This is a genomic window from Frigoribacterium sp. AP1, assembly GCF_056680555.1.
In genome coordinates this window covers 367,577-390,173 of record NZ_CM155288.1, presented here as the reverse complement: position 1 = coordinate 390,173, position 22,597 = coordinate 367,577, and the positions used below count along the sequence as shown (strand labels likewise).

Genomic DNA, 22,597 nt, shown 5'->3' with positions numbered 1-22,597 from the left:
TCTGCCGACCCGCGTCCCCGGTCGCCACGGGGCCCGGCGCGGGCTCAGTCGATGCTGAGCAGGACGTGGCCCGACGAGACGGTCTCGCCGACGACGGCCGCGATGCCCGAGACGGTGCCGTCACGGTGGGCGGCGACGGGCTGTTCCATCTTCATCGCCTCGAGCACGAGCACCAGGTCGCCCTTGACGACCTGCTGACCGGCCTCGACGGCGAGCTTCACGACGGTGGCCTGCATCGGCGCCTTGACCTCGGCACCGGTCGCGGTCACGACCGACGACCGGGGCGCACCTCGGCGCTTGGGGGCGACCGCAGGAGGCGCGGTGCGCGACCCGAGACCGGCCGGCAGCGAGACCTCGAGTCGCTTCCCGCCCACCTCGACCACGACGGTGTCGCGTGCGTCGGCCGGGCGCGGGGCCTCGGCCTCGCCGCTCCACGCGGGGATGGTGTTGTCGAACTCGGTCTCGATCCAGCGGGTGTAGATCGAGAACGGTGCGCCGTCGGCGGGCGCGAACGCGGGGTCGTCGACGATCGCGCGGTGGAACGGCAGCACCGTCGGCAGGCCGGCGACCTCGAACTCGGCCAGGGCGCGACGCGAGCGCTCGAGGGCGTCCTCGCGCGACGAGCCGGTGACGATCAGCTTGGCGAGGAGCGAGTCGAACGAGCCGCTGATCTCGTCGCCCGCCTGGACGCCGCTGTCGACGCGCACGCCGGGGCCTCCCGGGGCCTTGAAGACGTGGATCGGGCCGGGGGCCGGCATGAACCCGCGACCGGCGTCCTCGCCGTTGATCCGGAACTCGAACGAGTGGCCGCGGGCCTCGGGGTCGTCGTAGTCGAGCACGCCGCCCTCGGCGAGGCGGAACTGCTCGCGGACGAGGTCGATGCCGGTGACCTCTTCGGACACGGGGTGCTCGACCTGCAGGCGCGTGTTGACCTCGAGGAACGAGACGGTGCCGTCCTTGCCGATCAGGAACTCGCAGGTGCCGGCGCCGACGTAGCCGACCTCGCGCAGGATCGCCTTCGAGGACTCGTACAGCTTGGCGGTCTGCTCGTCGGTGAGGAACGGCGCGGGGGCCTCTTCGACGAGCTTCTGGTGGCGGCGCTGCAACGAGCAGTCGCGGGTCGACACGACGACGACGGTGCCGTGCGCGTCGGCCAGGCACTGGGTCTCGACGTGGCGCGGCTGGTCGAGGTACTTCTCGACGAAGCACTCGCCGCGTCCGAAGGCGGCGACGGCCTCGCGGGTGGCCGAGTCGAACAGCTCGGGGACCTCGTCGCGGGTGCGGGCCACCTTGAGGCCGCGTCCACCGCCGCCGAAGGCCGCCTTGATGGCGACGGGCAGGCCGTGCTGGTCGACGAACTCGAGGACCTCGTCGGCGCCCGAGACGGGGTTCAGGGTGCCGGGGGCGAGCGGGGCCCCCACGCGCTCGGCGATGTGGCGAGCGGAGACCTTGTCGCCGAGCTGCTCGATGGCCTCGGGCGACGGGCCGATCCAGATCAGACCCGCGGCCTGGACGGCCCGCGCGAAGTCGGCGTTCTCGGCGAGGAAGCCGTAGCCGGGGTGCACGGCGTCGGCGCCCGAGCGGCGGGCGACCGAGAGGATCTTGTCGATGACGAGGTAGGTCTCGGCGCTCGTGGTTCCGCCCAGGGCGTAGGCCTCGTCGGCGAGACGGGCGTGCTGGGCGTCGCGGTCCTGGTCGGCGTAGACCGCCACCGAGCCGATTCCGGCGTCACGCGCGGCCCGGATCACGCGGACGGCGATCTCTCCACGGTTGGCGATGAGGACCTTGCTGATACGCGGCATAGTTCCCCACCCTATTGCGCGCTCAGCGCCTGCCTTTGGCTGACGTGCACAAAAAGGACCAGGAGGCGCGAGCTGGAACCTACAAGGACCCGGCGGTCGGCGAGGTCCACAGTTCGTGCCACGGCACGCCGAAGCCCCGGACGAGCGACCGCAGCACGGGCACCGAGAGACCCACGACGGCACTCGGGGTGCCCTCGATGTGCGTGATGAACGCGGACGCACGGCCGTCGATCGTGAAGGCACCCGCGACCTCGAGCGGCTCGCCCGTCTCGACGTAGGCCGAGAGCTCGCGCGGGTCGAGGTCGTCCGCGAAGGTGAGGGACGCGCTCGCGACCCGGCCCGCGCCTCCTGACGGGGTGTCGGCGGTGACTCGCGGAGCGCCGCCGCGGTGGTCGACCAGCCAGTGGCCCGACCAGAGGGTGCCGTGGCCGATCTCGGCCATCCGGCGCCACCGGTCGAGCGCCAGCGCGGGTTCGTGCGGTTTGCCGTGCACCTCGCCGTCGAACTCGAAGGCGCTGTCGCCCCCGAGCACCAGCCCGTCGAGGGGGCGGCCGTCGACCACGGTGTCGAGCACGGCCTCGGCCTTGAGCCGGGCGAGGTGCTGCACCGTCTCGGCCGCCGTGAGGTCGCGGCCGAGGCGTGCGGACTCGGTCGCTACCGCGGCCTCCTCGTCGACGCCGGGGCTGATCAGCACCGGCTCGATCCCGGCGGCGCGCAACAGCGCGAGACGGGCGGGGGAGGTGCTGGCCAGGTAGAGCGGGACGGTCATGCCGCCCAGCCTGTCAGACTCGACGCATGGGAGACATGCTGGGCCGCGAGGTCGAACTGGACGTGACGGGCATCGCACACGGGGGCATCTCGGTGGCCCGACTCGACGGGCGGGTGGTCTTCGTGACCGACACCCTGCCCGGCGAGAAGGTCGTGGCGCGCATCGCCGACGACCGCAAGAAGGCCTTCTGGCGTGCCGACACGGTGAGCGTCCTCGAGGCGAGCGAGCACCGCCGACCGCACGTGTGGGGCGCGGCCGCCCTCGAGGTCGATCCGGCCGACCGGGCCGGCGGTGCCGAGTTCGGGCACATCGAGCTCGCCCACCAGCGCGAGCTGAAGCGGCGCGTGGTGGTCGACGCGCTCACCCGGATGGGCGGGGTCGCCGACGCCGACGGCCGGGTCACGGTCGAGGCCCTCCCGGGCGACGACGAGCGCGGCGGCACCGGGTGGCGCACGCGCCTGCGCCTGCACCTCGACGCCGAGGGGCGTCCCGGCCAGTACGCCGCGCGTTCGCACCGGATCGTGCACGTGCCCGACCTGCCGCTCGCGTCCCCGGAGGTCGCCGAGGTGGCGCCGCTGGGCGACGCCTTCCCCGGTGAGGAACACGTCGACGTCGTCGCCCCGAGCGTGGGGGGCGCGCGTCTCATCATCGGGCGTCAGGCCCGTTCGACCATCACCGAGATCGTCGGTGACCGCGAGTTCCGCCTCGACGACGGTGGGTTCTGGCAGGTCCACCGCGAGGCCGCCGCCACGCTCACCGCCGCCGTGCAGACCATGATCGACCCCGAGCGCTTCGATCCGAAGGGTGCCAACCTCGACCTGTACGGCGGGGTCGGACTGCTCGCCGCCGCCGTGGGCGACCGGTTCGGCGCGGGGACGCGCATCACGAGCGTCGAGAGCGACGAGCGGGCCACCGAGCACGCCTCCGAGAACCTGGCCGAGTGGATCGGAGCGTCGGCCGTGACCGGACGCGTGGAGCGCTGGTTGCGGCAGACCGCGTCGCAGGCGAGCGACGCCGAGCGCGAGCGCCTCGCCGCCGCGACGGTCGTGCTCGACCCGCCCCGCTCGGGCGCGGGACGCGACGTGGTGTCCGAGATCGCGGCCCTGCGCCCCGCCCAGGTCGTCTACGTCGCGTGCGACCCGGTCGCCCTCGCCCGCGACGTCGCCCTCTTCGCCGAGCGCGGCTACGCACTCGACGCCCTGCAGGCGTACGACCTCTTCCCGAACACGCACCACGTCGAGACGGTGGTGCGTCTGCTGCCTGCCTGAGCCGCGATCCCGTTACGATGTACCCCGTGCACGCCCGGGGTTCAGGGACCAGGGCACACGCCGACCGAAGGATCACCGTGTCAGACCTCACGACCGAGACCCCCACCGCCCCCCGCCAGACCGCGCCCGTCCGGGTCGCCGTCGTCGACGACCACGAGTCGGTGCGGCTCGGCATCCAGGCCGCCTGTCAGAACGAGGGCTTCGAGGTGATCCTCACCGCGGCCGGTGTCCAGGAGTTCGTCGAGAACCTCGCCGGTCGCGAGGTCGACGTCGTCGTCCTCGACCTGTCGCTCGGCGACGGCTCGACGGTCACGGACAACGTCAAGCGCGTCCAGGCCACGGGGTCGGCCGTCCTCGTGCACAGCATCGCCGACCGGGTCGCCTCGGTGCGTGAGGCGCTCGCCGCGGGGGCGGCCGGGGTCATCCCGAAGTCCTCCGCCACGAAGACCGTCATGGCCGCCGTCGCGACGGTGGCCCGGGGTGACGTGCTGAACAACCTCGAATGGGCGAGCGCGATCGATGCCGACCGCGACTTCGCCAAGGCCCAGCTCGGCCGTCGCGAGCGCGAGATCCTGCACCTCTACGCCTCGGGCCTGCCGCTCAAGCTGGCCGCACAGCAGCTCGGCATCGGCTACTCGACGGCCCGCGAGTACCTCGACCGCATCCGCGTCAAGTACGTCGAGGTCGGCCGACCGGCACCCACCAAGGTCGACCTGCTCCGTCGCGCCGTCGAGGACGGCATCCTGCCGGGGCTCGACGCAGACGGCGGCGATGGCCGGTGAGGGTCGGCTGAGCGCACCGATCCCGCTCGGAGCGCTCCGGCCCCCGCGCAACCCGATCAGCCGCGCCCTGCTCGACAAGGTGCTGGGGCGGATCATCGCCGCGGCGGGACTCGTCTTCGGCCTGCAAGCCCTGCCCGGCATGATCGGTCAGGTCGACAGCATGCAACTCGCCTGGGCCTGGGTCATCGGCCTGGCGATGTTCGGCGGGTTCTCCGCGTTGGTCGTGGCGAGCCTCGTGCAACGCGGCGTCACGACGGTCGAGGCCTTCGTCGCCATCGCCTACCTGATCGCCCTCGTCACGTGGCCCCTCGCCGTTGACGACCCCAGCGAGGTCCAGTCGAGCGTGCCGTGGCTCTGGTACCTGTGCACCGTCGCGACGGCCTCGGCCGCCTCGGCGTTCTCGACCTGGATCGCCACCGGCTACCTCTTCGTCGCTCCGGCCGTCTACGGCTTCATCCGCCTGACGCCGTCGGGCGGGGCGGTCTCCCCGCAACGGGCGACCCTCGACTCCGTCTACGCCATCCTGCTCGGCGGCGCCGTCCTGATCCTCGTGGTGATCCTGCGCCAGGCGGCCGCGAACGTCGACCAGGCCCAGGCGACCGCCGTCGCGCGGTACTCCGAGGCGATCCGCGAGCACGCCACCGAGCTCGAGCGGGTGCAGGTCGACGCCATCGTCCACGACAGCGTCCTCACGACCTTCATCCAGGCGGCCAGGGCGTGGTCGCCCGACGAGCGCGAGTTGTCGACCAACATGGCCCGGAACGCCATGTCCCACCTCTCCGCCGCGGCGAGCACCACGCCGTTCGACGAGTCCGACACCACGATCGCCGGAATGGTGGACCGCATCGAGGCCGCCGTGGCCGACCTGGGTGTCGCGGTCGAGCTGCGCCGGGGCCCGATCGAGGGCGACGGCATCCCGTCCACCGCCGCCGAGGCGCTCTACTCGGCTGCCGTGCAGGCCCTCGTCAACAGTTCGCAGCACGCCGGCGACGGGCCCGGTGTGAGGCGCTGGGTGCGCGTCACCCGTGACCCGACGGGTCTGACGACCGTCGAGGTCGGCGACACGGGCAAGGGTTTCGAACCGACGACGGTGCCGACGGAGCGTCTCGGGGTCCGCGTGTCGATCCACGAGAGGCTCCACAACGCCGGCGGGCTCGCGACCATCGACTCGGCACCGGGGCACGGAACCCTCGTGCGCCTGCGGTGGCCCGTCGACGCGCTCCTCGACGGAGGCCGGACCCCCGACCGTTCGCCCGACCCCGCCGACGAGGCCGGCACCTCGGGGGGCGCCGCGTGAGGGTCTCCGTGCCGCGGTGGCTGATCGTGTCGCTGGCCGCGGTCTTCTCGGCGTACCACCTGGTCCTGGCCGCGGCGTCGCTGGACCGGTTCAGCGATCCGCTGCCCGTCGTCGCGTGCATGGCGTTGTACGCCGCCGCGACCGTGGCCGTGCTGTGGCCCAGCAAGCACGTCATCATGCCCGTGTGGATGGCCTCGTTCTGCCTCGCCGTGAGCATCGTCCTGCCGCTCGTCGTGACCTCCGAGCTCGACAGCTCGGTCAAGAACGGCTACGCCACCTGGTACGTGGCCGCCGTGGGCACGCTCATGGTGATCGTGTCCACGAGGCGTCGACAGGGGTTCGCCTGGCTCGGCGCCGGCTTCATGGCGGTTCACGGCGTGCTGTGGGCCGGCGTCGAACAGATCGCCGACCTCGGCATCGTCGGCAGCGTGGTCTGGGTCGCCTTCAGCCATGCGATGTCGAGCACGCTCACCCGGGCGGGGCGCGAGACGCGCGAGTTCATCCTCGCCGAGCACGAGGCGGCGGACTGGCAGGCCGCACAGGAAGCCCACGTGAACGAGCGTCAGTACCGGTTGCTGCAGACGGGTCGGACGGCACGGCCGATGCTCCAGACCATCGTCCGCCGACAGGGCGACCTGACCGCGGCCGAGCGGCAGGAGTGTCTCAACCTCGAGGGAGCGATCCGGGACGAGATCCGGGGGCGGCGCCTCCTCGACGACGACGTCCGTCACGAGGTCATGGCGGCGCGCCGTCGCGGAGCCGTCGTCAGTCTCCTCGACGAGGGAGGCATCGACGACCTCGGACCGACGGATCTGCGACGGGTCCATGCCGTGCTCGCCGGGGCCCTGCGCGACTCGCTCGCCGATCGCATCATCGTCCGGACCGTCCAGGGCGGGGGAGAGGACGCGGTCACGGTCGTCGGACTCGGCTCGGCAGACCTGTCGTCGAGCGCGCTCGGCCGGGGGGTCTCGGCCGACGCGGACGAGGACGACGACGGCGACGAAGTCCAGCTGTGGCTGCAGATCCCTCGCTCGGCACCCTGATCGTCGGACGGCCCCCGGCGCGACGGGACCCACGACATGAGGAAGGGCCGGACGATCGTCCGGCCCTTCCGAGACCCTGAGCCAGGGCGGCAACCCGAATGCCGCCCTGACTCCCCCCGGCAGGAGCCCGTTCACCCTGGTCGGCCCCTGCTCGGTGGTGTGGCTCCGAGGGAGACACCCAACACCAGCAAGCGTGGCCGGTCAGGGCCGCATGTGCAGTAGTCATTTAGGGGGACAGGTGGGGGAGGATGACCAGGTCCACCCCCGTTCCCGGGGCGTCAGCCCTCGAAACCCCGCCACCGGCCCTCGCCGGCCGCGATGGCGGGACGGGGTGCGCGGGCCGAACGCGTCCAGGCCGACGTCGTGGGCCGGGAGGACGTCGTCGCGTCCGATTCGGCCCGGCCGACCTGGACGGCCGCGAGCAGCGCCGTCACCGCCGCCAGTTCGTCGGGCGTCGGGTCTCCGGAGACGACCCTGAGCAGGGGCGCCGTCGACTGCTCGTCCGCGTCGGGGGAGGGCTCCGTCGAGTCGGGGGACGCGGCTGCGTGACGCCCGCTCACAGGGGGATGTTCCCGTGCTTCTTCGGGGGCAAGCTCGCCCTCTTGGTCTTGAGGGCACGGAGCGCCTTGATGACCGCGACCCGGGTCGCCGCCGGTTCGACCACACCGTCGAGTTCGCCCCGCTCGGCGGCGAGGAAGGGACTCGCGACGTTGTAGGTGTACTCGTTCGCGAGCCGTGTGCGCACGGCCGCGACGTCCTCGCCGGCCTCGGCCGCCGCCTTGATCTCGTTGCGGTAGAGGATGTTGACGGCACCCTGCCCGCCCATGACGGCGATCTCGGCGGTCGGCCAGGCGAGGTTGATGTCCGCTCCCAACTGCTTCGACCCCATGACGATGTAGGCGCCGCCGTAGGCCTTGCGGGTGATCACCGTCACGAGCGGGACCGTGGCCTCGGCGTAGGCGTAGAGCAGTTTGGCGCCGCGGCGGATCACACCGGTCCACTCCTGGTCGGTGCCGGGCAGGTATCCGGGCACGTCGACGAGGGTGAGGATCGGGATGTTGAACGCGTCGCAGAAGCGCACGAAACGGCTGGCCTTCTCACCGGCCTCGATGTTGAGGGTGCCGGCCATGGCGGACGGCTGGTTGGCGATGACGCCCACCGGGCGGCCTTCGACCCGTCCGAAGCCCACGACGATGTTGGGCGCGAAGAGCGGCTGGACCTCGAGGAACTCGCCGTCGTCGACGACGTGCTCGATGACCGTCATCACGTCGTAGGGCTGGTTCGGGCTGTCCGGGATCAGGGTGTTCAGCTGGCGGTCGTGGTCGGTGGTCTCGAGTTCGACCGGCACGTCGAAGACGTGCGGGTCGGCCAGGTTGTTGTCGGGCAGGTACGACAGCAGGGCCCGGGCGTAGTCGAGGGCATCGTCCTCGTCGCTCGCGAGGTAGTGCGAGACGCCCGAGACCTTGTTGTGGGTCAGGGCTCCGCCGAGTTCCTCGAAGCCGACGTCCTCGCCCGTCACGGTCTTGATGACGTCCGGCCCGGTGACGAACATGTGGCTCGTCTTGTCGACCATGATCACGAAGTCGGTCAGCGCGGGGGAGTACACCGCGCCTCCGGCCGCGGGGCCCATGATCAGCGAGATCTGGGGGATGACGCCCGAGGCGGCCGTGTTCAGCCGGAAGATCTCGCCGTACTTGCCGAGGGCGACGACACCTTCCTGGATCCGTGCCCCGCCCGAGTCGAGGATGCCGATGATGGGCACCCCGGTCTTGAGGGCCAGCTGCATGACCTTGATGATCTTCTCGCCCGCGACCTCGCCGAGCGAGCCGCCGAAGATGGTGAAGTCCTGCGAGTAGACCGCGACCTGGCGGCCGTGGATCGTGCCCGTGCCCGTGACGACCGCGTCGCCGTAGGGTCGCTTGGCCTCCATGCCGAAGGCGTGCGTGCGGTGCCGGACGAACTCGTCGAGCTCGACGAACGAGCCCGGGTCGAGCAGCTCGTCGATGCGCTCCCGGGCCGTCTTCTTTCCCTTGGCGTGCTGCTTGGCGATCGCGGCCTCGCCGCTGGCCGTCACGGCCTCGTGATAGCGGGCCTTGAGGTCGGCGAGCTTGCCCGCGGTGGTGTGCAGGTCGGGCGCGGCGTCGGTGTGGGGCGCGGAGTCAGGAGTCACGCGCCTCACTCTACTGACCGACCCGTGGCCATCCGTTGGAGGTTTCCACGCGTGGACCCGCCCGGACGTCGTAGGAGTCGTCAACTGCAGTTCCGTAGGCTGGCACGATGGCCTTCCCCCTCAGCGCGTCCGTCAGCCCCCGTCTCGTGGTGCTCGAATCCACCGGGTCGACCAACGCCGACCTGCTGGCAGCCGTCGACGAGCCGCACCTGGCGACCTGGCTGACCCTCGACCAGTCCGCGGGGCGGGGCCGGCTCGACCGACGCTGGCAGACCGCGCCCGGTCGCTCCCTCGCGGTGAGCGTCCTGCTGCACCGGGGCGACCTGCCGGTCGACTCGCTCGGCTGGGTGCCGCTCCTCGCCGGGGTGGCGATGCGCGCCTCCGTCCGGGGCGTGGTCGAGAGCGGCGACGTCTCGCTGAAGTGGCCCAACGACGTGCAGGTCGACGGTGACAAGGTCTGCGGCCTGCTCGCCGAGCTGCGACCCCATGCGAGCGCCGTGGTCGTGGGTGCCGGGGTCAACCTCACGGTGCCCGCCGACGACCTGCCCACTCCGACCTCGACGTCGCTCGGTCTGCACGGTGCACGGGGCACGGCCCTCGAGCTCGCGGACGCCGTCACGTCGTCGTGGGTCTCGGGCCTGGCACGGCTCGTCGGCGACCTCACCGCAGCCCGCGGCGACGCGGTCGCGAGCGGTGCCCTGGCGCTGGTCCGAGCGGACTGCGCGACCCTGGGACGCTCGGTCCGCGTCGAACTCCCCGGAGGCGCGGCCCTGGTCGGCGAGGCGGTGGACGTCGACGAGTCGGGCCGCTTGGTCGTCCGTTCCGCCTCGACCGGAGAGCTGACGGCCGTCGCTTCGGGTGACGTCACGCATCTGCGGTATGAATGAGCCTGTGAGCACCGACGGACCGCAACCGACAGAGTACGTCGTCGCGCGGCTGCGTCCCCATGCCCGGGTGCTGTTCTGGCCCTCGCTCGCGCTCGTCGGCATCTGCGCCGCGACCGGTTACTTCGGCGGTCGCTTCGACGTCGAGTGGCAGAACTACGTCGTGCTGGGCGCGGCCCTCGCCCTGATCGTGCTGCTCTGGTTGGTCCCCGTGCTGATCTGGCTCGGCAAGCGCTACGTCATCACCTCGCGACGCCTCGTCGTGCGCAAGGGGCTCTTCGTGCGCACTCGCCAGGAGTTGCTGCACAGCCGCGGGTACGACCTCACGGTGCGCAAGAACTCGGTCCAGAGCGCCTTCCGCAGCGGAGACGTCCTGATCAACACCGGTCTCGACCGACCCCTCGTCCTCTGGGACGTCCCGTCGGCCGATCTCGTCCAGTCGACCTTGCACGACCTCATGGAGTCGAACCTCAACAGCGTCGCCCAGCGTCGCCAGCACGAGCAGTCCGTCGGGAACGACGAGACGACGGCCTGGGGTCACGGGCCGGTCGTCTGACCGCCCCGGGCACGCCATAGGGTGTGGTCATGCGAATCTCCGTCATCGGTTGTGGGTACCTCGGAGCCGTGCACGCCGCGTGCATGGCCGACCTCGGGCACGAGGTCGTCGGCATCGACGTCGACCCCCGCAAGATCGACATGCTCTCGTCGGGCCACGCGCCCTTCTTCGAGCCCGGCCTGCCCGAGGCCCTCCGCCGCGCTCTCGACTCGGGGCGACTGCGGTTCTCGACCGACCCGGCGGACGCCGCGGGTTCGCAGGTCCACTTCGTCGCCGTCGGCACCCCCCAGACGGCGGGCAGCGACGCGGCCGACCTGACGTACGTCGACGCCGCCGTCCAGGGGCTGCTGCCCCACCTCGCCGACGGCGACCTCGTCGTGGGCAAGTCCACCGTTCCCGTGGGCACCGCGAGCCGCCTCGCCGACCTGGTCCGCGCCTCCTCGGGGGCCGAACTGGCCTGGAACCCCGAGTTCCTCCGCGAGGGTTTCGCCGTGGCCGACACCGTCGCTCCCGACCGCTTCGTCTACGGCGTGCCCTCCGGCGACGCCGGTGAGCGCGCGACGGCCGTGCTCGACGAGGTCTACGCGACGGCACTCGCCACGGGCACCCCCCGTCTCGTGACCGGGTACGCGACGGCCGAGCTCGTGAAGGTCTCGGCCAACGCGTTCCTCGCGACGAAGATCTCGTTCATCAACGCGATGGCCGAGATCGCCGAGGCCACCGGAGCCGACGTGACGCAGCTCGCGGACGCCATCGGGCACGACGCCCGCATCGGCCGGCGGTTCCTCAACGCCGGCCTGGGCTTCGGCGGCGGATGCCTGCCGAAGGACATCCGGGCGTTCCGGGCCCGCTCACGCGAGTTGGGGCTCGAGTCCCTCGACTTCCTCGCCGACGTCGACGCCGTGAACCTCCGTCGCCGCGACCGCGTCGTCGACCTCGTGGGCGAGATGCTCGACGAGGTGCGGGGGGCGCGCATCGCCGTGCTGGGTGTGGCGTTCAAGCCCGACAGCGACGACGTCCGCGATTCGCCGGCACTCGACGTCGCCCGCCGACTCCACGCCGCGGGCGCCGACGTGGTCGTCCACGACCCCGAGGCCAACGAGACGGCCGCCCGACTGGCTCCCGACCTCGGCTACGTCGACGACGTCCCCAGCGCGCTCCGCGGCGCCGAGCTCGTCTTGGTCCTCACCGAATGGAAGCAGTTCAAGGCGCTCCGACCGGCCGAGGTCGCCGCGCTGGTCTCGAGTCGTCGCATCGTCGACGCCCGCAACGTGTTCGACCCCGCCGAGTGGCGCGAGGCCGGGTTCGAGTTCCGGGGGCTCGGGCGGCCCTAGCGGGACGCCGGAGCGCGAGGCCCGGCCTCTCGTGCCACAGCCGCTCCTCCTCCGGCAGGTCGACGCCGCCCGACCCGGTGCCACCGATACGATGACCGCATGACGAACCGGGCTCTCATCGCCGTGCTGACCGCCGGGGCCCTGGCCCTCACCCTCGCCGCGTGCACGAGCGACGACGACGACCCGACGCCGACGATGTCGAGCTTCAGCCCGACGGCGACCGCGTCACCCTCGGCGCCCGACACGGGGGCCGAGACGGCTGCCCCCACGGTGCCCGCCGACGACCCGGTCGACACCGTCGAGACACCCGTCCCCGTGCCGACCGACCAGGCGGACGGCTGGACCGACGCCCGCGCCTACGACGCCTGCCGGAACGAGGCCACGAGGTCGCAGGGCGCGGATTACACCTGGAACGACCGCTCGTCGCAGATCCTCGTCCAGGGCTCCGGGGGGCGCACCATCGACGTCGCCGGGCTCTACTCAGGCGGCGACGTAGGGGTCGCCAACGTCACCTACCGGTGCACGGTCGGTGGCACTCCGGACTCACCTCAGCTGAGCGGGACGGTCGTCCGATGACGGCTCTCCGGGTCGGCGTCATCGGCGGCGGCCAGCTGGCCCGCATGATGATCCCGCCCGCCGTCCACCTCGGCATCGAGATCAGCGTCCTCGCCGAGGCCGAGGGCAGTTCGGCCCGGTTGGCCGCGACCCGGGTGGGCGACTACCACGACGTCGACGTCGTCCTCGACTTCGCCCGCACGGTCGACGTGATCACCTTCGACCACGAGCACGTTCCCCAACACGTCCTCGCCGCTCTCGTCGACGCGGGCGTGCGCGTGCACCCCGGGCCGTCCGCGCTGGCCGTCGCGCAAGACAAGATCGTCATGCGTCAGCGGCTCTCCGAGCTCGGACTGCCCGTTCCCGACTGGGCGGCCGTCCACGACGCCACCGAGCTCGAGGCGTTCCTCGCCGACCACGGTGGCCGGGCGGTCGTCAAGACCGCGCGGGGTGGCTACGACGGCAAGGGCGTTCGCGTGGTCTCGGCGGCCCACGACGCCGACGACTGGTTCGGCGCATTGGCCGAGGACGGCAACGGAGGCGCGCTCCTGGTCGAGGAGCTCGTCGAGTTCCGGCGCGAGCTGTCGCAGCTCGTGGCCCGTCGGCCGAGCGGTGACATCGTCCCGTGGCCCCTCGTCGAGACCGTCCAACGCGACGGAGTGTGCTCCGAGGTCTTCGCCCCGGCGCCCTCGAGCGCCGGTCGCCTGGCCGACGTGGCGGACGAGATCGCGCGGACCGTCGCCGGACGGCTCGACGTCACCGGGGTCCTGGCCGTCGAGCTCTTCGAGACGACCGACGACCGCCTGTTGATCAACGAACTCGCCATGCGGCCGCACAACACCGGGCACTGGACGATCGACGGATCGACCACGAGCCAGTTCGAACAGCACCTCCGGGCGGTGCTCGACCTGCCCCTCGGCGACACGGACTGCCACCGTCCCTGGAGCGTCATGCTGAACGTGCTCGGCGGGCCGGCGACGGGGTCGATGGCCGACCGTCTGCCCGCCCTCATGGTCGACCAGCCGGCGGCCAAGGTGCACGACTACGGCAAGGCCCCCCGGCCCGGGCGCAAGGTCGGTCACGTCACCGTGGTCGGCGACGACCTCGACGAGGCCGTCTTCCGGGCGCGCGCCGCTGTCGAGTTCTTCACCGACTGACGGCTATCCTCTAGTCCGTGTCCGACCCGAAGAGCACCGACGTGCGCCCGAACGACCCCGCCGTACCCGCGAAGGTCGCCATCGTCATGGGCTCCGACAGTGACTGGCCCACCATGCAGGGGGCCTCGACCGTCCTGTCCGAGCTGGGCATCCCGCACGAGGTCGACGTCGTCTCGGCCCACCGCACTCCCGACAAGATGATCGCCTTCGGTCGCGATGCCGCCGGCCGCGGACTGTCCGTCATCATCGCCGGGGCCGGGGGAGCCGCGCACCTGCCCGGCATGATCGCGTCGGTCACGACCCTCCCCGTGGTCGGTGTGCCCGTGGCCCTGGCCAAGCTCGACGGCCTGGACTCGCTGCTCTCGATCGTGCAGATGCCGGCCGGCATCCCCGTGGCGACGGTCTCGATCGGCGGCGCGGTGAACGCCGGTCTGCTCGCGGCCCGCATCATCGGCTCGCACGACCCGGTGGTCGCCGAGCGGCTGGCCCGCCACGCCGAGTCCCTGGCCGAGCTGGTCGAGCAGAAGAACGCCGACCTGCGTCGATCGCTGTGAGCACCTCCCTGCCCGTCCGGCATCCGGACGTCACCTCCGAGCCGTTCATGACGAAGCGGGCGTGGGTGCTCGTCCTGCTGAACGTGGTCGTGCCCGGGTCGGCGCAGGTGCTCGCGGGCAGTCGCCGCCTCGGCCGGTGGGGGCTCGCCTCCACCCTCGTCTTCTGGGCGGTCGCGGTCGTCGTCGTCGTCCTGGCGTTCGCCTTCCGCTCACCCCTGATCGAGATCGCGACCAACGTCGTCGCCCTGACCGTCGTCCAGGTCTTCCTCGCGTACTACGCGGTGCTGTGGGTGGTGCTGACCGTCGACACGCTCCGGTTGGCCCGCATCGTCCGGACGGCCCCCTCGGCCCGGGGCCTCCTCGCCGGAGCGATGGTGCTGTTGATGGTGGTGACCGTCGGACCCGCCGCCTACGGGGCCTACCTCGCGGGGGTGCAGCACGGTCTGCTCAACAGCTTGTTCACCTCGAGGGCCGACGCCGCGCCTCCTGTCGACGGGCGCTACAACATCATGTTGCTCGGCGGCGACGCCGGGGCCGACCGCACCGGTCTGCGCCCCGACAGCATCTCGGTCGCCAGCATCGACGCCGAGACCGGTGCGACCACCATCGTGGGCATTCCCCGCAACCTGTACGACGCACCCTTCGTCGCGGGGTCGCCGCTCTACGGCGACTACCCCGACGGCTACGACTGCGGCGACGACTGCCTCGTGAGCTTCCTCTACACCTACGGGGAAGAGCACCCCGATCTGTACCCCGACGCCGAGTCGAAGGGCAGCAACCCCGGTGTCGAGGCGATGCGTGATGCGGTCGAGGGAATCACCGGCCTCACGGTGCAGTACTACGCCCTGATCGACATGCAGGGCTTCGTCGACCTCATCGACGCCCTCGGTGGCATCCAGGTGGACGTGCAGCAGCGCATCCCGATCAACGGGGGAGTCGATCGCAACGGCCAGCCGATCAACGTCGACGGTTGGATCGAACCCGGCGAGCAGAAGCTCGACGGATATCACGCGCTCTGGTACGCGCGAGCGCGGCACGGCACCAGCGACTACGACCGCATGTCTCGTCAGCGCGAGGTGCAGCAGGCGCTGCTCTCGCAGTTCCAGCCGGCGACGGTGCTGTCGAAGTTCCAGGCCGTCGCATCGGCGGGGGTGCAGACCGTCGACACCGACATCCCGCAAGGGGCCCTCGCGGCCTTCGTCGACCTGGCCGCCAAAGCCAAGTCGCAGCAGATCACCAGCCTCGAGCTCGTCCCGCCGACCTACGACAACGTCTACCCCGACTACGACGCGATGCGGGCCGCGGTGGCCCAGGCCACGACCTCGGCTCCCGCACCCTGACGGGCCGTCTGAGCCCGTCTCGCGAGGTCCGTCGCCTGACGGCGCACGCCGACGGGACGAGGAGGCGCGGTGCGGCTCCGCGGGGCGCTCACGTCGCCCCTGGGGCCGCACGGTGGCTCAGAGGTCGGCGTGGAGCTGCCACACCTTGTCGGCCGAGTCCCGCCAACTGAAGGCTCGTGCACGGTCGATCCCGGCGATGCCGAGACGAGTCGAAAGTTCGACGTCGGAGACGACCTGGAACATGGCCTGCGCGAGGCGCTCGGGATAGCCGGCGGCGTCTTCCCGGGCCACGCTGACGGCCGCGTCGGCCGCGACCTCGAGCAGGGCGGGGGCGTCCGAGACGATCGTGGGCGTACCCAGGCTGAAGGCCTCGACGACCGGCAGCCCGAAACCCTCGGCGAGACTGGGGAACACGAAGACCGAAGCCCGCTGCAGCAGCACCGCCAGCTGTTCGTCCGACACGAAGCCCATGGTGCGGACCTTGTCGGCGGGTAGGCCGGCGGCGGCCACGAGGTCGGCCACCTTGACGTCTCCCCACCCCTCGGGTCCGACGATCAGCAACGGCAGGTCGGGGGCGTCGGGGTGGGCGAGAGCCTGGATGAGCGGCTCGATGCCCTTGCGTGGTTCGAGCGTGCCGACGCTCAGTGCGTAGCGCTCGGGCAGGTCGAGGGTGTCGGCGACCTCGTCGGCGTCCGCAGGGACGGCGAGCTTGGGACTCACCGCCCCACCGATGACGCGGAGGCGGTCGCCGAAGGGGAAGAGTTCGGCGAGTTCGCGGGCCACGCTGTGGGTCGGCACGACGACCCCGTCGGCGTGCTTGAAAGCGCGCTTGGTCATGGCCTTGTGCCAGCGGACGCCGCGCGGGGTGAGGGTTTCGGGGTGGGTCCACGGGACGGTGTCGTGGATGGTGACGACCGTCTGTGTCCCCGGGTCGAGCGCACGGTCGTGTCGGTAGAGGGGGGCGAACAGGCTGGTCGCGTGGACCATGCCGCGCCCGGGGAGGCCGACGACGCCGCCCTGCCAGGCCAACGCCAATTCGCGGCGACCGAGCGGTGACTTGGCGACGTGGGACAGGCCGGGCAGCAGATCGGTCAACCGGTCGTAGTCGGTCTGCGGATGGGCCGCCACGACCCCCTCGACCTCGCAACCACGGGGAGCGGTCTCGACGAGGGCGCGGGTCAGTTCTTCGGTGTAGCGCCCGATGCCCCCGGGGATGGGAGCCAGGATCTGGTCAACGACTACTCGCAGCGTGGTCATCGGTCTGCAACACTCCCCTGTTCGCGGCTTCGGCCAGCGCTTCTCTCCACGGACGCATCGACGTCAGTCCGGCTCGTGCCCAGGCGTCGTGGCCGAGGACGCTGTAGCTCGGTCGCGGTGCAGGGCGGACGAAGGCCGAGCTGTCCGTCGGGAGCACCCGGGCAAGATCGAGCCCGGCCTCGTCGAAGACGGCCTGGGCGAACTCGAACCAGCTCGCGCTGCCCGAGTTGGTGCCGTGGTACACGCCGGCAGGGGCGTCGGAGTCGAGCAACGCGACGATCTGCGCCGCGAGGTCGGCCGTCCAGGTCGGCTGCCCCAGTTGGTCGTCGACGACCCTGACCGTGTCGTGTGAGGCCGCGAGCTTGACCATGGTCTTGGCGAAGTTGCCCCCGTGGGCGCCGTACAACCACGCCGTGCGCACGACGTAGGTGCCCTCGGGGTTGGCCGCGAGGGCGAGCTTCTCTCCCTCGGCCTTGGTGCGGCCGTAGGCGCTCACCGGCGCGATGGTGGCGTCCTCGGCGTAGGGCTCGGTGGCGTCGCCGTCGAAGACGTAGTCGGTCGAGACCTGGACGAGCTTCGCCCCGACGGAGGCGGTGGCCTCGGCGAGGAGGCCGGCTGCGGTGCCGTTCACGGCCAGCGCGGCCTCTTCGTCGGTCTCGGCCGCGTCGACGGCGGTGTACGCGGCGGCGTTGACGACGACGTCGTGCCCCTGGACGGCGGCGAAGACGGCGTCCCGGTCGGTCACGTCGAGGTCGGCACGGCCGAGCACCGTGACGTCACGCCCGAACAGTGCTTCGAGGAGATCGGTGCCGAGCATGCCCCGGGCCCCGGTGACGAGGTACTTGGAGTTCTGGGCGGCGACCATCAGAGGGTGGCGCGCTCTTTGAGGGGCTGCCACCACTCGCGGTTGTCGCGGTACCACTGGACGACGTCGGCGAGGCCCTTCTCGAAGGGGACCTGGGGCTCGTAGCCGAGCTCGTCGCGGATCTTGGAGATGTCGACGGAGTACCGCAGGTCGTGGCCCAGACGGTCCTGGACGCGGTCGACGTAGGACCAGTCCTTGCCGGTGGCCTCGAGCAGCATCTCGGTGAGCTCTTTGTTGGTGAGCTCGGTGCCGCCGCCGATGTTGTAGATCTCGCCCGCGCGGCCGCTGACGAGCACCATCGCGATGCCGCGGGTGTGGTCGTCGACGTGCAGCCAGTCACGGATGTTGTTGCCTTCGCCGTAGAGAGGGACGTGCACGTCGTCGATCAGGTTCGTGACGAAGAGCGGGATGACCTTCTCGGGGAAGTGGTACGGACCGTAGTTGTTGCTGCAGCGCGTGATCGAGACGTTCAGCCCGTGCGTGCGGTGGTAGCTGCGGGCGAGCAGGTCGCTGCCGGCCTTCGAGGCGGAGTAGGGCGAGTTCGGCTCGAGCGGGCGGTCCTCGGCCCACGAGCCCTCGGCGATGGAGCCGTAGACCTCGTCGGTCGAGACGTGGACGAAGCGCTTCAGGTCGTTGCGCAGGGCGGCGTCGAGCAGCTGCTGGGTGCCGAGCACGTTGGTCTCGACGAAGATCGAGGCGTCGCGGACCGAGCGGTCGACGTGTGATTCCGCCGCGAAGTGGACGACGGCGTCGACCTCGGGGAAGAGCGTGTCGAGCAGGGCGCCGTCACGGATGTCGCCCTTGACGAAGGTGTAGCGGGGGGAGTCGGCGACGCTCACCAGGTTGGCCTCGTTGCCCGAGTAGGTGAGCGCGTCGAGGACGACGACCTCGGCCCCTTCGAGGCCCGGGTAGGCGTCTTCGAGCGTGCGGCGGACGAAGTTGGAGCCGATGAAGCCGGCTCCGCCGGTGACGAGGATTTTCACAGTGGTCCCTTGGGTCGATCGCAGGCGGTCGATCCATGGTAGCGGAGGGCGCCTCCCGCCTCTGCTGACCCGCGGCGTGCTCCGTGTCGGGTCGGAGACGTGCGGAACCGGGCAGGCCGGTAGAGTGCCCGGGTGCAGATCCGCGAACTGAAGATCCCAGACAGCTACGAGATCACACCGAAGCAGTTCGGTGACGACCGAGGGGTGTTCCTCGAGTGGTACCGCTTCGACAAGCTCGCCGAGGTCGTGGGACACCCCATCGACCTGCGACAGGCGAACACGTCGGTCTCCAAGCGTGGTGTCGTCCGGGGCATCCACTTCGCCGACGTGCCCCTCGGGCAGGCCAAGTACGTGACGGCGACGCACGGTGCCGTGCTCGACTACGTCATCGACATCCGCGTCGGGTCACCGACCTACGGTCAGTGGGACACGGTCCTCCTGGACGACACGGACCGTCGGGCGATCTACATCGCCGAGGGGCTGGGGCATGCTTTCGTCGCGCTCACCGACGACGCGACGGTGAGCTACCTCGTCACCGACACCTTCAATGCCGAGCGAGAGCACGGGATCGATCCCCTCGACAGCGAGATCGGTCTCGTCTTCCCGGCCGAGGCGGGCGAGCCCCTCCTCTCGCCGAAGGACACCGAGGCACCCTCCCTGAGCCAGGCCGCGTCGGCAGGTCTCCTGCCCACGTGGGACGACATGCGGACGTACTACGCGTCCCTCGACGGAAAGACGGTCTGACGTGAAGGGCATCATCCTCGCCGGGGGCTCCGGCACGCGCCTCTGGCCGATCACCAAGGGCATCTCGAAGCAGCTCATGCCGATCTACGACAAGCCGATGGTCTACTACCCCCTGTCGACGTTGATGATGGCGGGCATCCGCGAGGTCTTGGTCATCACGACGCCGGAGTACAACGATCAGTTCCGTGCCCTGCTCGGCGACGGCTCGCACCTCGGCATGACCATCGATTACGCCGTCCAGCCGTCACCCGACGGTCTCGCTCAGGCGTTCATCATCGGCGAGGACTTCATCGGTGACGACTCGGTCGCGCTGGTCCTCGGCGACAACATCTTCCACGGTGTGGGACTCGGGTCGAATCTGAAGAAGAACGCCGACGTCGAGGGTGCCACCATCTTCGCGTACCACGTCTCCGACCCCAAGGCCTACGGCGTGGTCGAGTTCGACGAGGCCTTCAAGGCGGTCTCCATCGAGGAGAAGCCGGCGGTCCCCAAGAGCAACTACGCCGTCCCGGGGCTCTACTTCTACGACAACCGCATCGTCGAGATCGCCAAGACGATCGAGCCCAGCCCCCGTGGTGAGCTCGAGATCTCGACGGTCAACGAGCGCTACCTCGAGGCCGGCGACTTGCAGGTCCAGGTGCTCGATCGCGGCACGGCCTGGCTCGACACGGGCACCTTCGAGTCGATGATGCAGGCGTCCGAGTACGTCCGGGTCATCGAAGACCGTCAAGGGCACAAGATCGGCTGCATCGAGGAGATCGCCTGGCGCAACGGGTGGATCGACGACGAGCACCTCGCCGACCTGGCGGCGCCGCTGGCGAAGAGCGGCTACGGCGTCTACCTGCAGAACCTCCTGGCCGTCTGACCGGCGATGGACCTCGCTGACCTCCTCGGCCGCGCGACCCTCGAGGTCGAGACGGCCGCCGAGCGGGTGGGTCGTCTCGAAGCCCGCGTGCGTGAGCTCGAAGCCGAGTTGGATGCGGAGCTGACCCGACGTCGGAGGTCATGGCGTCGGCTGTTCCGCCGATGACCCCGGTGGGCACGAGAGGTGACGGTCGCCTCCTGGCCGTCTTCCCTCACTACCCCGACAATCCGTGGCACGAGATGGTCTACCTCGGCTTGCGCGGACGGGGGGATCGCGTGTCCGGAGTCGGGCCCTTCTTCTCCGTCGGCGAACTGACCGCGCAGCTCGGAGGCGAGCTGCCCGACACCGTGCACCTGGGGTGGTCGACGCCTGTGACGCAGGTCGTACCGGACGTCGTGGCCTCGATGCAGCGGGTCCTGCGCTTCGTGGACACCGTGCGCGAACTGAGGGCCCTGGGCGTCCGCGTCGTCTGGACCGTCCACAACGTCGTGTCGCACGAGTCCCACCACGTGACACCGGAGCTGGCGTTCCACCGTCTCCTCGCCGAGACGGTCGATGCCGTTCACGTCATGAATCCCGGAACGGTCGACATCGTCGCGCCCCTGTACGTCCTCCCCGTCGAGAAAGTCGTCCGCATCCCGCATCCGAGCTATGCGGTCGAACCGGACGGGGCAGGGGCGGGTTCGGCGACGGTGGGGACGGTGCGCCTGCTGGCGTTCGGCGAGGTCCGACCGTACAAGGGCATCCTCGAGTTCGCGCGACTCGTCGACCGGGCACGTCGAGCCGGCCTCGACGTCGAGCTCGACGTGGTCGGACGTGTCGGCGGGACTCTCTCCGAGGACGACGTGCGCGAACAGCTCGAGCGATGCGACGGGGTGCGGTTCGAACCCGGGTACGTCGAACCGACCCGGGTGCCGAGCGTGTTCGGTCGGGCCGACGCCCTCGTCCTCCCGTACGACGGAGGCCTCAACAGCGGAGTGGCCCTGCTCGCCGCCTCCTACGGTGTGCCCGTGCTCATCGGTGGGTCTCTTCGCGCCACCTGGCCCTTGGAACCGACGTGGCAACTCCCGCTCTGGGCCGTGCAGGGCGACGACGGCGACGACCTGCACTCTCTGCGCGATGCCGTCGAGCGAGTGCACCGAGAGCACGGAGCGCTCCGGGAGTCCGCCCTGGCCGCGGCGCGGGAACGGTCACCGATATCCCTGGCCGGTCGCTACGCCGACCTGTTCCTGCCGCGGGAGGGCTAGCGCGGTCGTGCCCTTCAGTCGGAACGCTTCCGTCCTCCTCGCGTCCTCTCGCTGACGGCATCGACGAGCCGGACCACGCGCCGGGCTTTCTGCGCAGAGAGCTCGCCTTCGACCTGGCGGAGGCGGACCTCGAGGGCCTCGACGGCTCGCCTCAGCTCGTGCTCCGCCGCCTCGGCCTCACGGTCTCGTCGTTCGAAGGCTCGATCGCGAGACACCAGGGCACGGCCGGCGTCGGACGCGACCGTGGCGAGGCGACCGTCCAGGGGAGACTCCTCGGTGCCGCTACTCAGTCCGAGCCCGTACAGCTCGTCCCGCAGGAAGGTGTCCTCGACGAGTCCTGACCGAACGGCCGCGTCGGCGTCGAGGTGTCTCGCTGCCGCGTAAGGGAGCAGGGTCCCTTCCTTCAGGCGGAGGAAGTCCCGCATACCGTGGTGGTTCGGACTGGGGTTCAGATCCGGGTTGGCCTGGTATCCCGCTCCTGCCATGGCGACCTTGCGCTCGACCTGCCGCCACGACCGCCAGGGGAGGTGCAGGACCTCGAGCTCCAGTCCCGGTGGGGGAGATCCTTTGCTCTCGATCGTGACGATGTGATTGCCCTGCGCGACGACGACGTCGGCAGATCCGACGTGGACGGCATTGTGGGTGGGATGCGCCAGCAGCCCGGCGGCCGCAAGATCCTCGGACGATCGATCGTCTCGCCACACGAGCCGATCGAATCCGGCCCCCGACTCGGCGAGGGGGCCGATCAAGTTGACGACCGGCACGGTGAACGATCGGATCGCCGGGTCGAGTCGGGTGAAGACGTCCTTCAGAGTGAGGGTCCGGTCGACGGGTACGAGGAACTCGTCGGCGTCGGCGTTGACGACCCAGTCCGCCCCGTGCAGAACGGCCGCATCCCGAGCCATCTGTGTGACGACTGTGCCCTGCTGCTTCCGGTGGACGGGGTCGTGGAGGAGCACGAGGTGCCCCGCGTCCGCGTGAGTCTGGAGGGCTTCCCTCGTGCCGTCTTCTGACGCGTTGTCGGTGACGATGATGACATCGACACCCTGCGCGCGATGGTGTCCGACCCAGGCGTCGATCAGATCGATCTCGTCTCGGACCATCGCGGTGACGGCGAGGATCATG

Annotated in this window: 23 protein-coding genes; 15 read left to right on the top strand and 8 right to left on the bottom strand. The window is 70.8% G+C overall.

Going from position 1 to position 22,597, the window contains the following annotated elements:
- Positions 1-44 precede the first annotated feature (44 nt).
- Both AC1MBW_RS01800 and AC1MBW_RS01795 read right to left on the bottom strand, forming a co-directional pair.
- Entirely contained in the window at positions 45-1,802 is a 1,758-nt protein-coding gene (locus tag AC1MBW_RS01800) for an acetyl/propionyl/methylcrotonyl-CoA carboxylase subunit alpha (RefSeq protein ID WP_480025263.1), read from the bottom strand.
- A gap of 79 nt (positions 1,803-1,881) precedes the next feature.
- Positions 1,882-2,571, bottom strand: coding sequence for a Maf family protein (locus AC1MBW_RS01795; protein WP_054146636.1), 690 nt, complete (start codon positions 2,569-2,571; stop codon positions 1,882-1,884).
- A gap of 26 nt (positions 2,572-2,597) precedes the next feature.
- Between AC1MBW_RS01795 and AC1MBW_RS01790 the strand changes: the two genes are divergently transcribed.
- The 4 genes from AC1MBW_RS01790 to AC1MBW_RS01775 all read left to right on the top strand — a co-directional run bounded on the left by AC1MBW_RS01790 (position 2,598) and on the right by AC1MBW_RS01775 (position 6,961).
- Entirely contained in the window at positions 2,598-3,839 is a 1,242-nt protein-coding gene (locus AC1MBW_RS01790) for a class I SAM-dependent RNA methyltransferase (RefSeq protein ID WP_480025262.1), read from the top strand.
- 71 nt (positions 3,840-3,910) lie between these two features.
- Positions 3,911-4,621: a response regulator transcription factor gene (locus tag AC1MBW_RS01785; protein WP_369813638.1), complete on the top strand. Its 711-nt coding sequence runs from the start codon at positions 3,911-3,913 to the stop codon at positions 4,619-4,621.
- The gene (locus AC1MBW_RS01780) at positions 4,611-5,918 is read left to right on the top strand and encodes a sensor histidine kinase (RefSeq protein WP_054146633.1); all 1,308 of its coding nucleotides are present in this window, start codon (positions 4,611-4,613) and stop codon (positions 5,916-5,918) included. The genes AC1MBW_RS01785 and AC1MBW_RS01780 overlap by 11 nt, the downstream gene beginning before the upstream one ends.
- A complete protein-coding gene (locus AC1MBW_RS01775) occupies positions 5,915-6,961 on the top strand; it encodes a hypothetical protein (RefSeq protein ID WP_480025261.1) in 1,047 nt (348 codons plus the stop codon). The genes AC1MBW_RS01780 and AC1MBW_RS01775 overlap by 4 nt, the downstream gene beginning before the upstream one ends.
- A gap of 278 nt (positions 6,962-7,239) precedes the next feature.
- Here the strand turns inward: AC1MBW_RS01775 and AC1MBW_RS01770 are convergent, their stop codons facing one another.
- Both AC1MBW_RS01770 and AC1MBW_RS01765 read right to left on the bottom strand, forming a co-directional pair.
- Positions 7,240-7,521, bottom strand: coding sequence for an acyl-CoA carboxylase epsilon subunit (locus tag AC1MBW_RS01770; protein WP_480025260.1), 282 nt, complete (start codon positions 7,519-7,521; stop codon positions 7,240-7,242).
- Positions 7,518-9,131: an acyl-CoA carboxylase subunit beta gene (locus AC1MBW_RS01765; RefSeq protein ID WP_054146631.1), complete on the bottom strand. Its 1,614-nt coding sequence runs from the start codon at positions 9,129-9,131 to the stop codon at positions 7,518-7,520. Before AC1MBW_RS01765 ends, AC1MBW_RS01770 begins: the two co-directional genes overlap by 4 nt.
- A gap of 107 nt (positions 9,132-9,238) precedes the next feature.
- Here AC1MBW_RS01765 and AC1MBW_RS01760 point away from each other — a divergent pair, with 107 nt between their 5' ends.
- The 7 genes from AC1MBW_RS01760 to AC1MBW_RS01730 all read left to right on the top strand — a co-directional run bounded on the left by AC1MBW_RS01760 (position 9,239) and on the right by AC1MBW_RS01730 (position 15,511).
- Positions 9,239-10,018 (top strand): biotin--[acetyl-CoA-carboxylase] ligase, encoded by a 780-nt coding sequence (locus AC1MBW_RS01760; RefSeq protein ID WP_480025259.1) that lies wholly within the window; start codon positions 9,239-9,241, stop codon positions 10,016-10,018.
- Between the two features lie 4 nt (positions 10,019-10,022).
- Positions 10,023-10,571, top strand: a complete 549-nt coding sequence (locus tag AC1MBW_RS01755) for a PH domain-containing protein (protein WP_235451060.1) — start codon at positions 10,023-10,025, stop codon at positions 10,569-10,571.
- Positions 10,572-10,600: 29 nt separating this feature from the next.
- Positions 10,601-11,905, top strand: coding sequence for a UDP-glucose dehydrogenase family protein (locus AC1MBW_RS01750; RefSeq protein ID WP_480025258.1), 1,305 nt, complete (start codon positions 10,601-10,603; stop codon positions 11,903-11,905).
- Positions 11,906-12,004: 99 nt separating this feature from the next.
- Complete coding sequence (locus AC1MBW_RS01745; RefSeq protein ID WP_054146628.1) at positions 12,005-12,481, top strand: hypothetical protein; 477 nt, start codon at positions 12,005-12,007, stop codon at positions 12,479-12,481.
- The gene (locus AC1MBW_RS01740) at positions 12,478-13,617 is read left to right on the top strand and encodes a 5-(carboxyamino)imidazole ribonucleotide synthase (RefSeq protein ID WP_480025257.1); all 1,140 of its coding nucleotides are present in this window, start codon (positions 12,478-12,480) and stop codon (positions 13,615-13,617) included. Before AC1MBW_RS01745 ends, AC1MBW_RS01740 begins: the two co-directional genes overlap by 4 nt.
- 17 nt (positions 13,618-13,634) lie before the next feature.
- Positions 13,635-14,171: a 5-(carboxyamino)imidazole ribonucleotide mutase gene (gene purE / locus AC1MBW_RS01735; protein ID WP_255364138.1), complete on the top strand. Its 537-nt coding sequence runs from the start codon at positions 13,635-13,637 to the stop codon at positions 14,169-14,171.
- The gene (locus tag AC1MBW_RS01730) at positions 14,168-15,511 is read left to right on the top strand and encodes an LCP family protein (protein ID WP_480025256.1); all 1,344 of its coding nucleotides are present in this window, start codon (positions 14,168-14,170) and stop codon (positions 15,509-15,511) included. The genes purE and AC1MBW_RS01730 overlap by 4 nt, the downstream gene beginning before the upstream one ends.
- A 117-nt stretch (positions 15,512-15,628) precedes the next feature.
- Here AC1MBW_RS01730 and AC1MBW_RS01725 read toward each other — a convergent pair whose 3' ends face one another.
- From AC1MBW_RS01725 to rfbB, 3 genes are read right to left on the bottom strand one after another with little or no spacing between them, the layout of a single operon-like run.
- Positions 15,629-16,768 carry a glycosyltransferase family 4 protein gene (locus AC1MBW_RS01725; protein ID WP_480025255.1) on the bottom strand — a complete coding sequence of 380 codons (1,140 nt, stop codon included), beginning with the start codon at positions 16,766-16,768 and terminating at the stop codon, positions 15,629-15,631.
- Positions 16,743-17,633 (bottom strand): dTDP-4-dehydrorhamnose reductase, encoded by an 891-nt coding sequence (rfbD, locus tag AC1MBW_RS01720; protein WP_480025254.1) that lies wholly within the window; start codon positions 17,631-17,633, stop codon positions 16,743-16,745. Before rfbD ends, AC1MBW_RS01725 begins: the two co-directional genes overlap by 26 nt.
- Positions 17,633-18,616 carry a dTDP-glucose 4,6-dehydratase gene (gene rfbB, locus AC1MBW_RS01715; protein ID WP_054146624.1) on the bottom strand — a complete coding sequence of 328 codons (984 nt, stop codon included), beginning with the start codon at positions 18,614-18,616 and terminating at the stop codon, positions 17,633-17,635. Before rfbB ends, rfbD begins: the two co-directional genes overlap by 1 nt.
- Before the next feature lie 132 nt (positions 18,617-18,748).
- On the opposite strand from rfbB, the gene AC1MBW_RS01710 reads away from it, so the two are divergent.
- From AC1MBW_RS01710 to AC1MBW_RS01695, 4 genes are all read left to right on the top strand, one after another.
- A complete protein-coding gene (locus AC1MBW_RS01710) occupies positions 18,749-19,360 on the top strand; it encodes a dTDP-4-dehydrorhamnose 3,5-epimerase family protein (protein ID WP_480025253.1) in 612 nt (203 codons plus the stop codon).
- Between the two features lies 1 nt (position 19,361).
- Positions 19,362-20,225, top strand: coding sequence for a glucose-1-phosphate thymidylyltransferase RfbA (gene rfbA, locus AC1MBW_RS01705; RefSeq protein ID WP_054146622.1), 864 nt, complete (start codon positions 19,362-19,364; stop codon positions 20,223-20,225).
- Between the two features lie 6 nt (positions 20,226-20,231).
- The gene (locus AC1MBW_RS01700; RefSeq protein ID WP_161805534.1) at positions 20,232-20,390 is read left to right on the top strand and encodes a hypothetical protein; all 159 of its coding nucleotides are present in this window, start codon (positions 20,232-20,234) and stop codon (positions 20,388-20,390) included.
- Between the two features lie 110 nt (positions 20,391-20,500).
- Complete coding sequence (locus AC1MBW_RS01695) at positions 20,501-21,472, top strand: glycosyltransferase (protein ID WP_152970314.1); 972 nt, start codon at positions 20,501-20,503, stop codon at positions 21,470-21,472.
- A gap of 14 nt (positions 21,473-21,486) precedes the next feature.
- On the opposite strand, the gene AC1MBW_RS01690 is transcribed toward AC1MBW_RS01695, so the two are convergent.
- Positions 21,487-22,596, bottom strand: a complete 1,110-nt coding sequence (locus tag AC1MBW_RS01690) for a glycosyltransferase family 2 protein (RefSeq protein WP_054146620.1) — start codon at positions 22,594-22,596, stop codon at positions 21,487-21,489.
- Position 22,597: the final 1 nt, after the last annotated feature.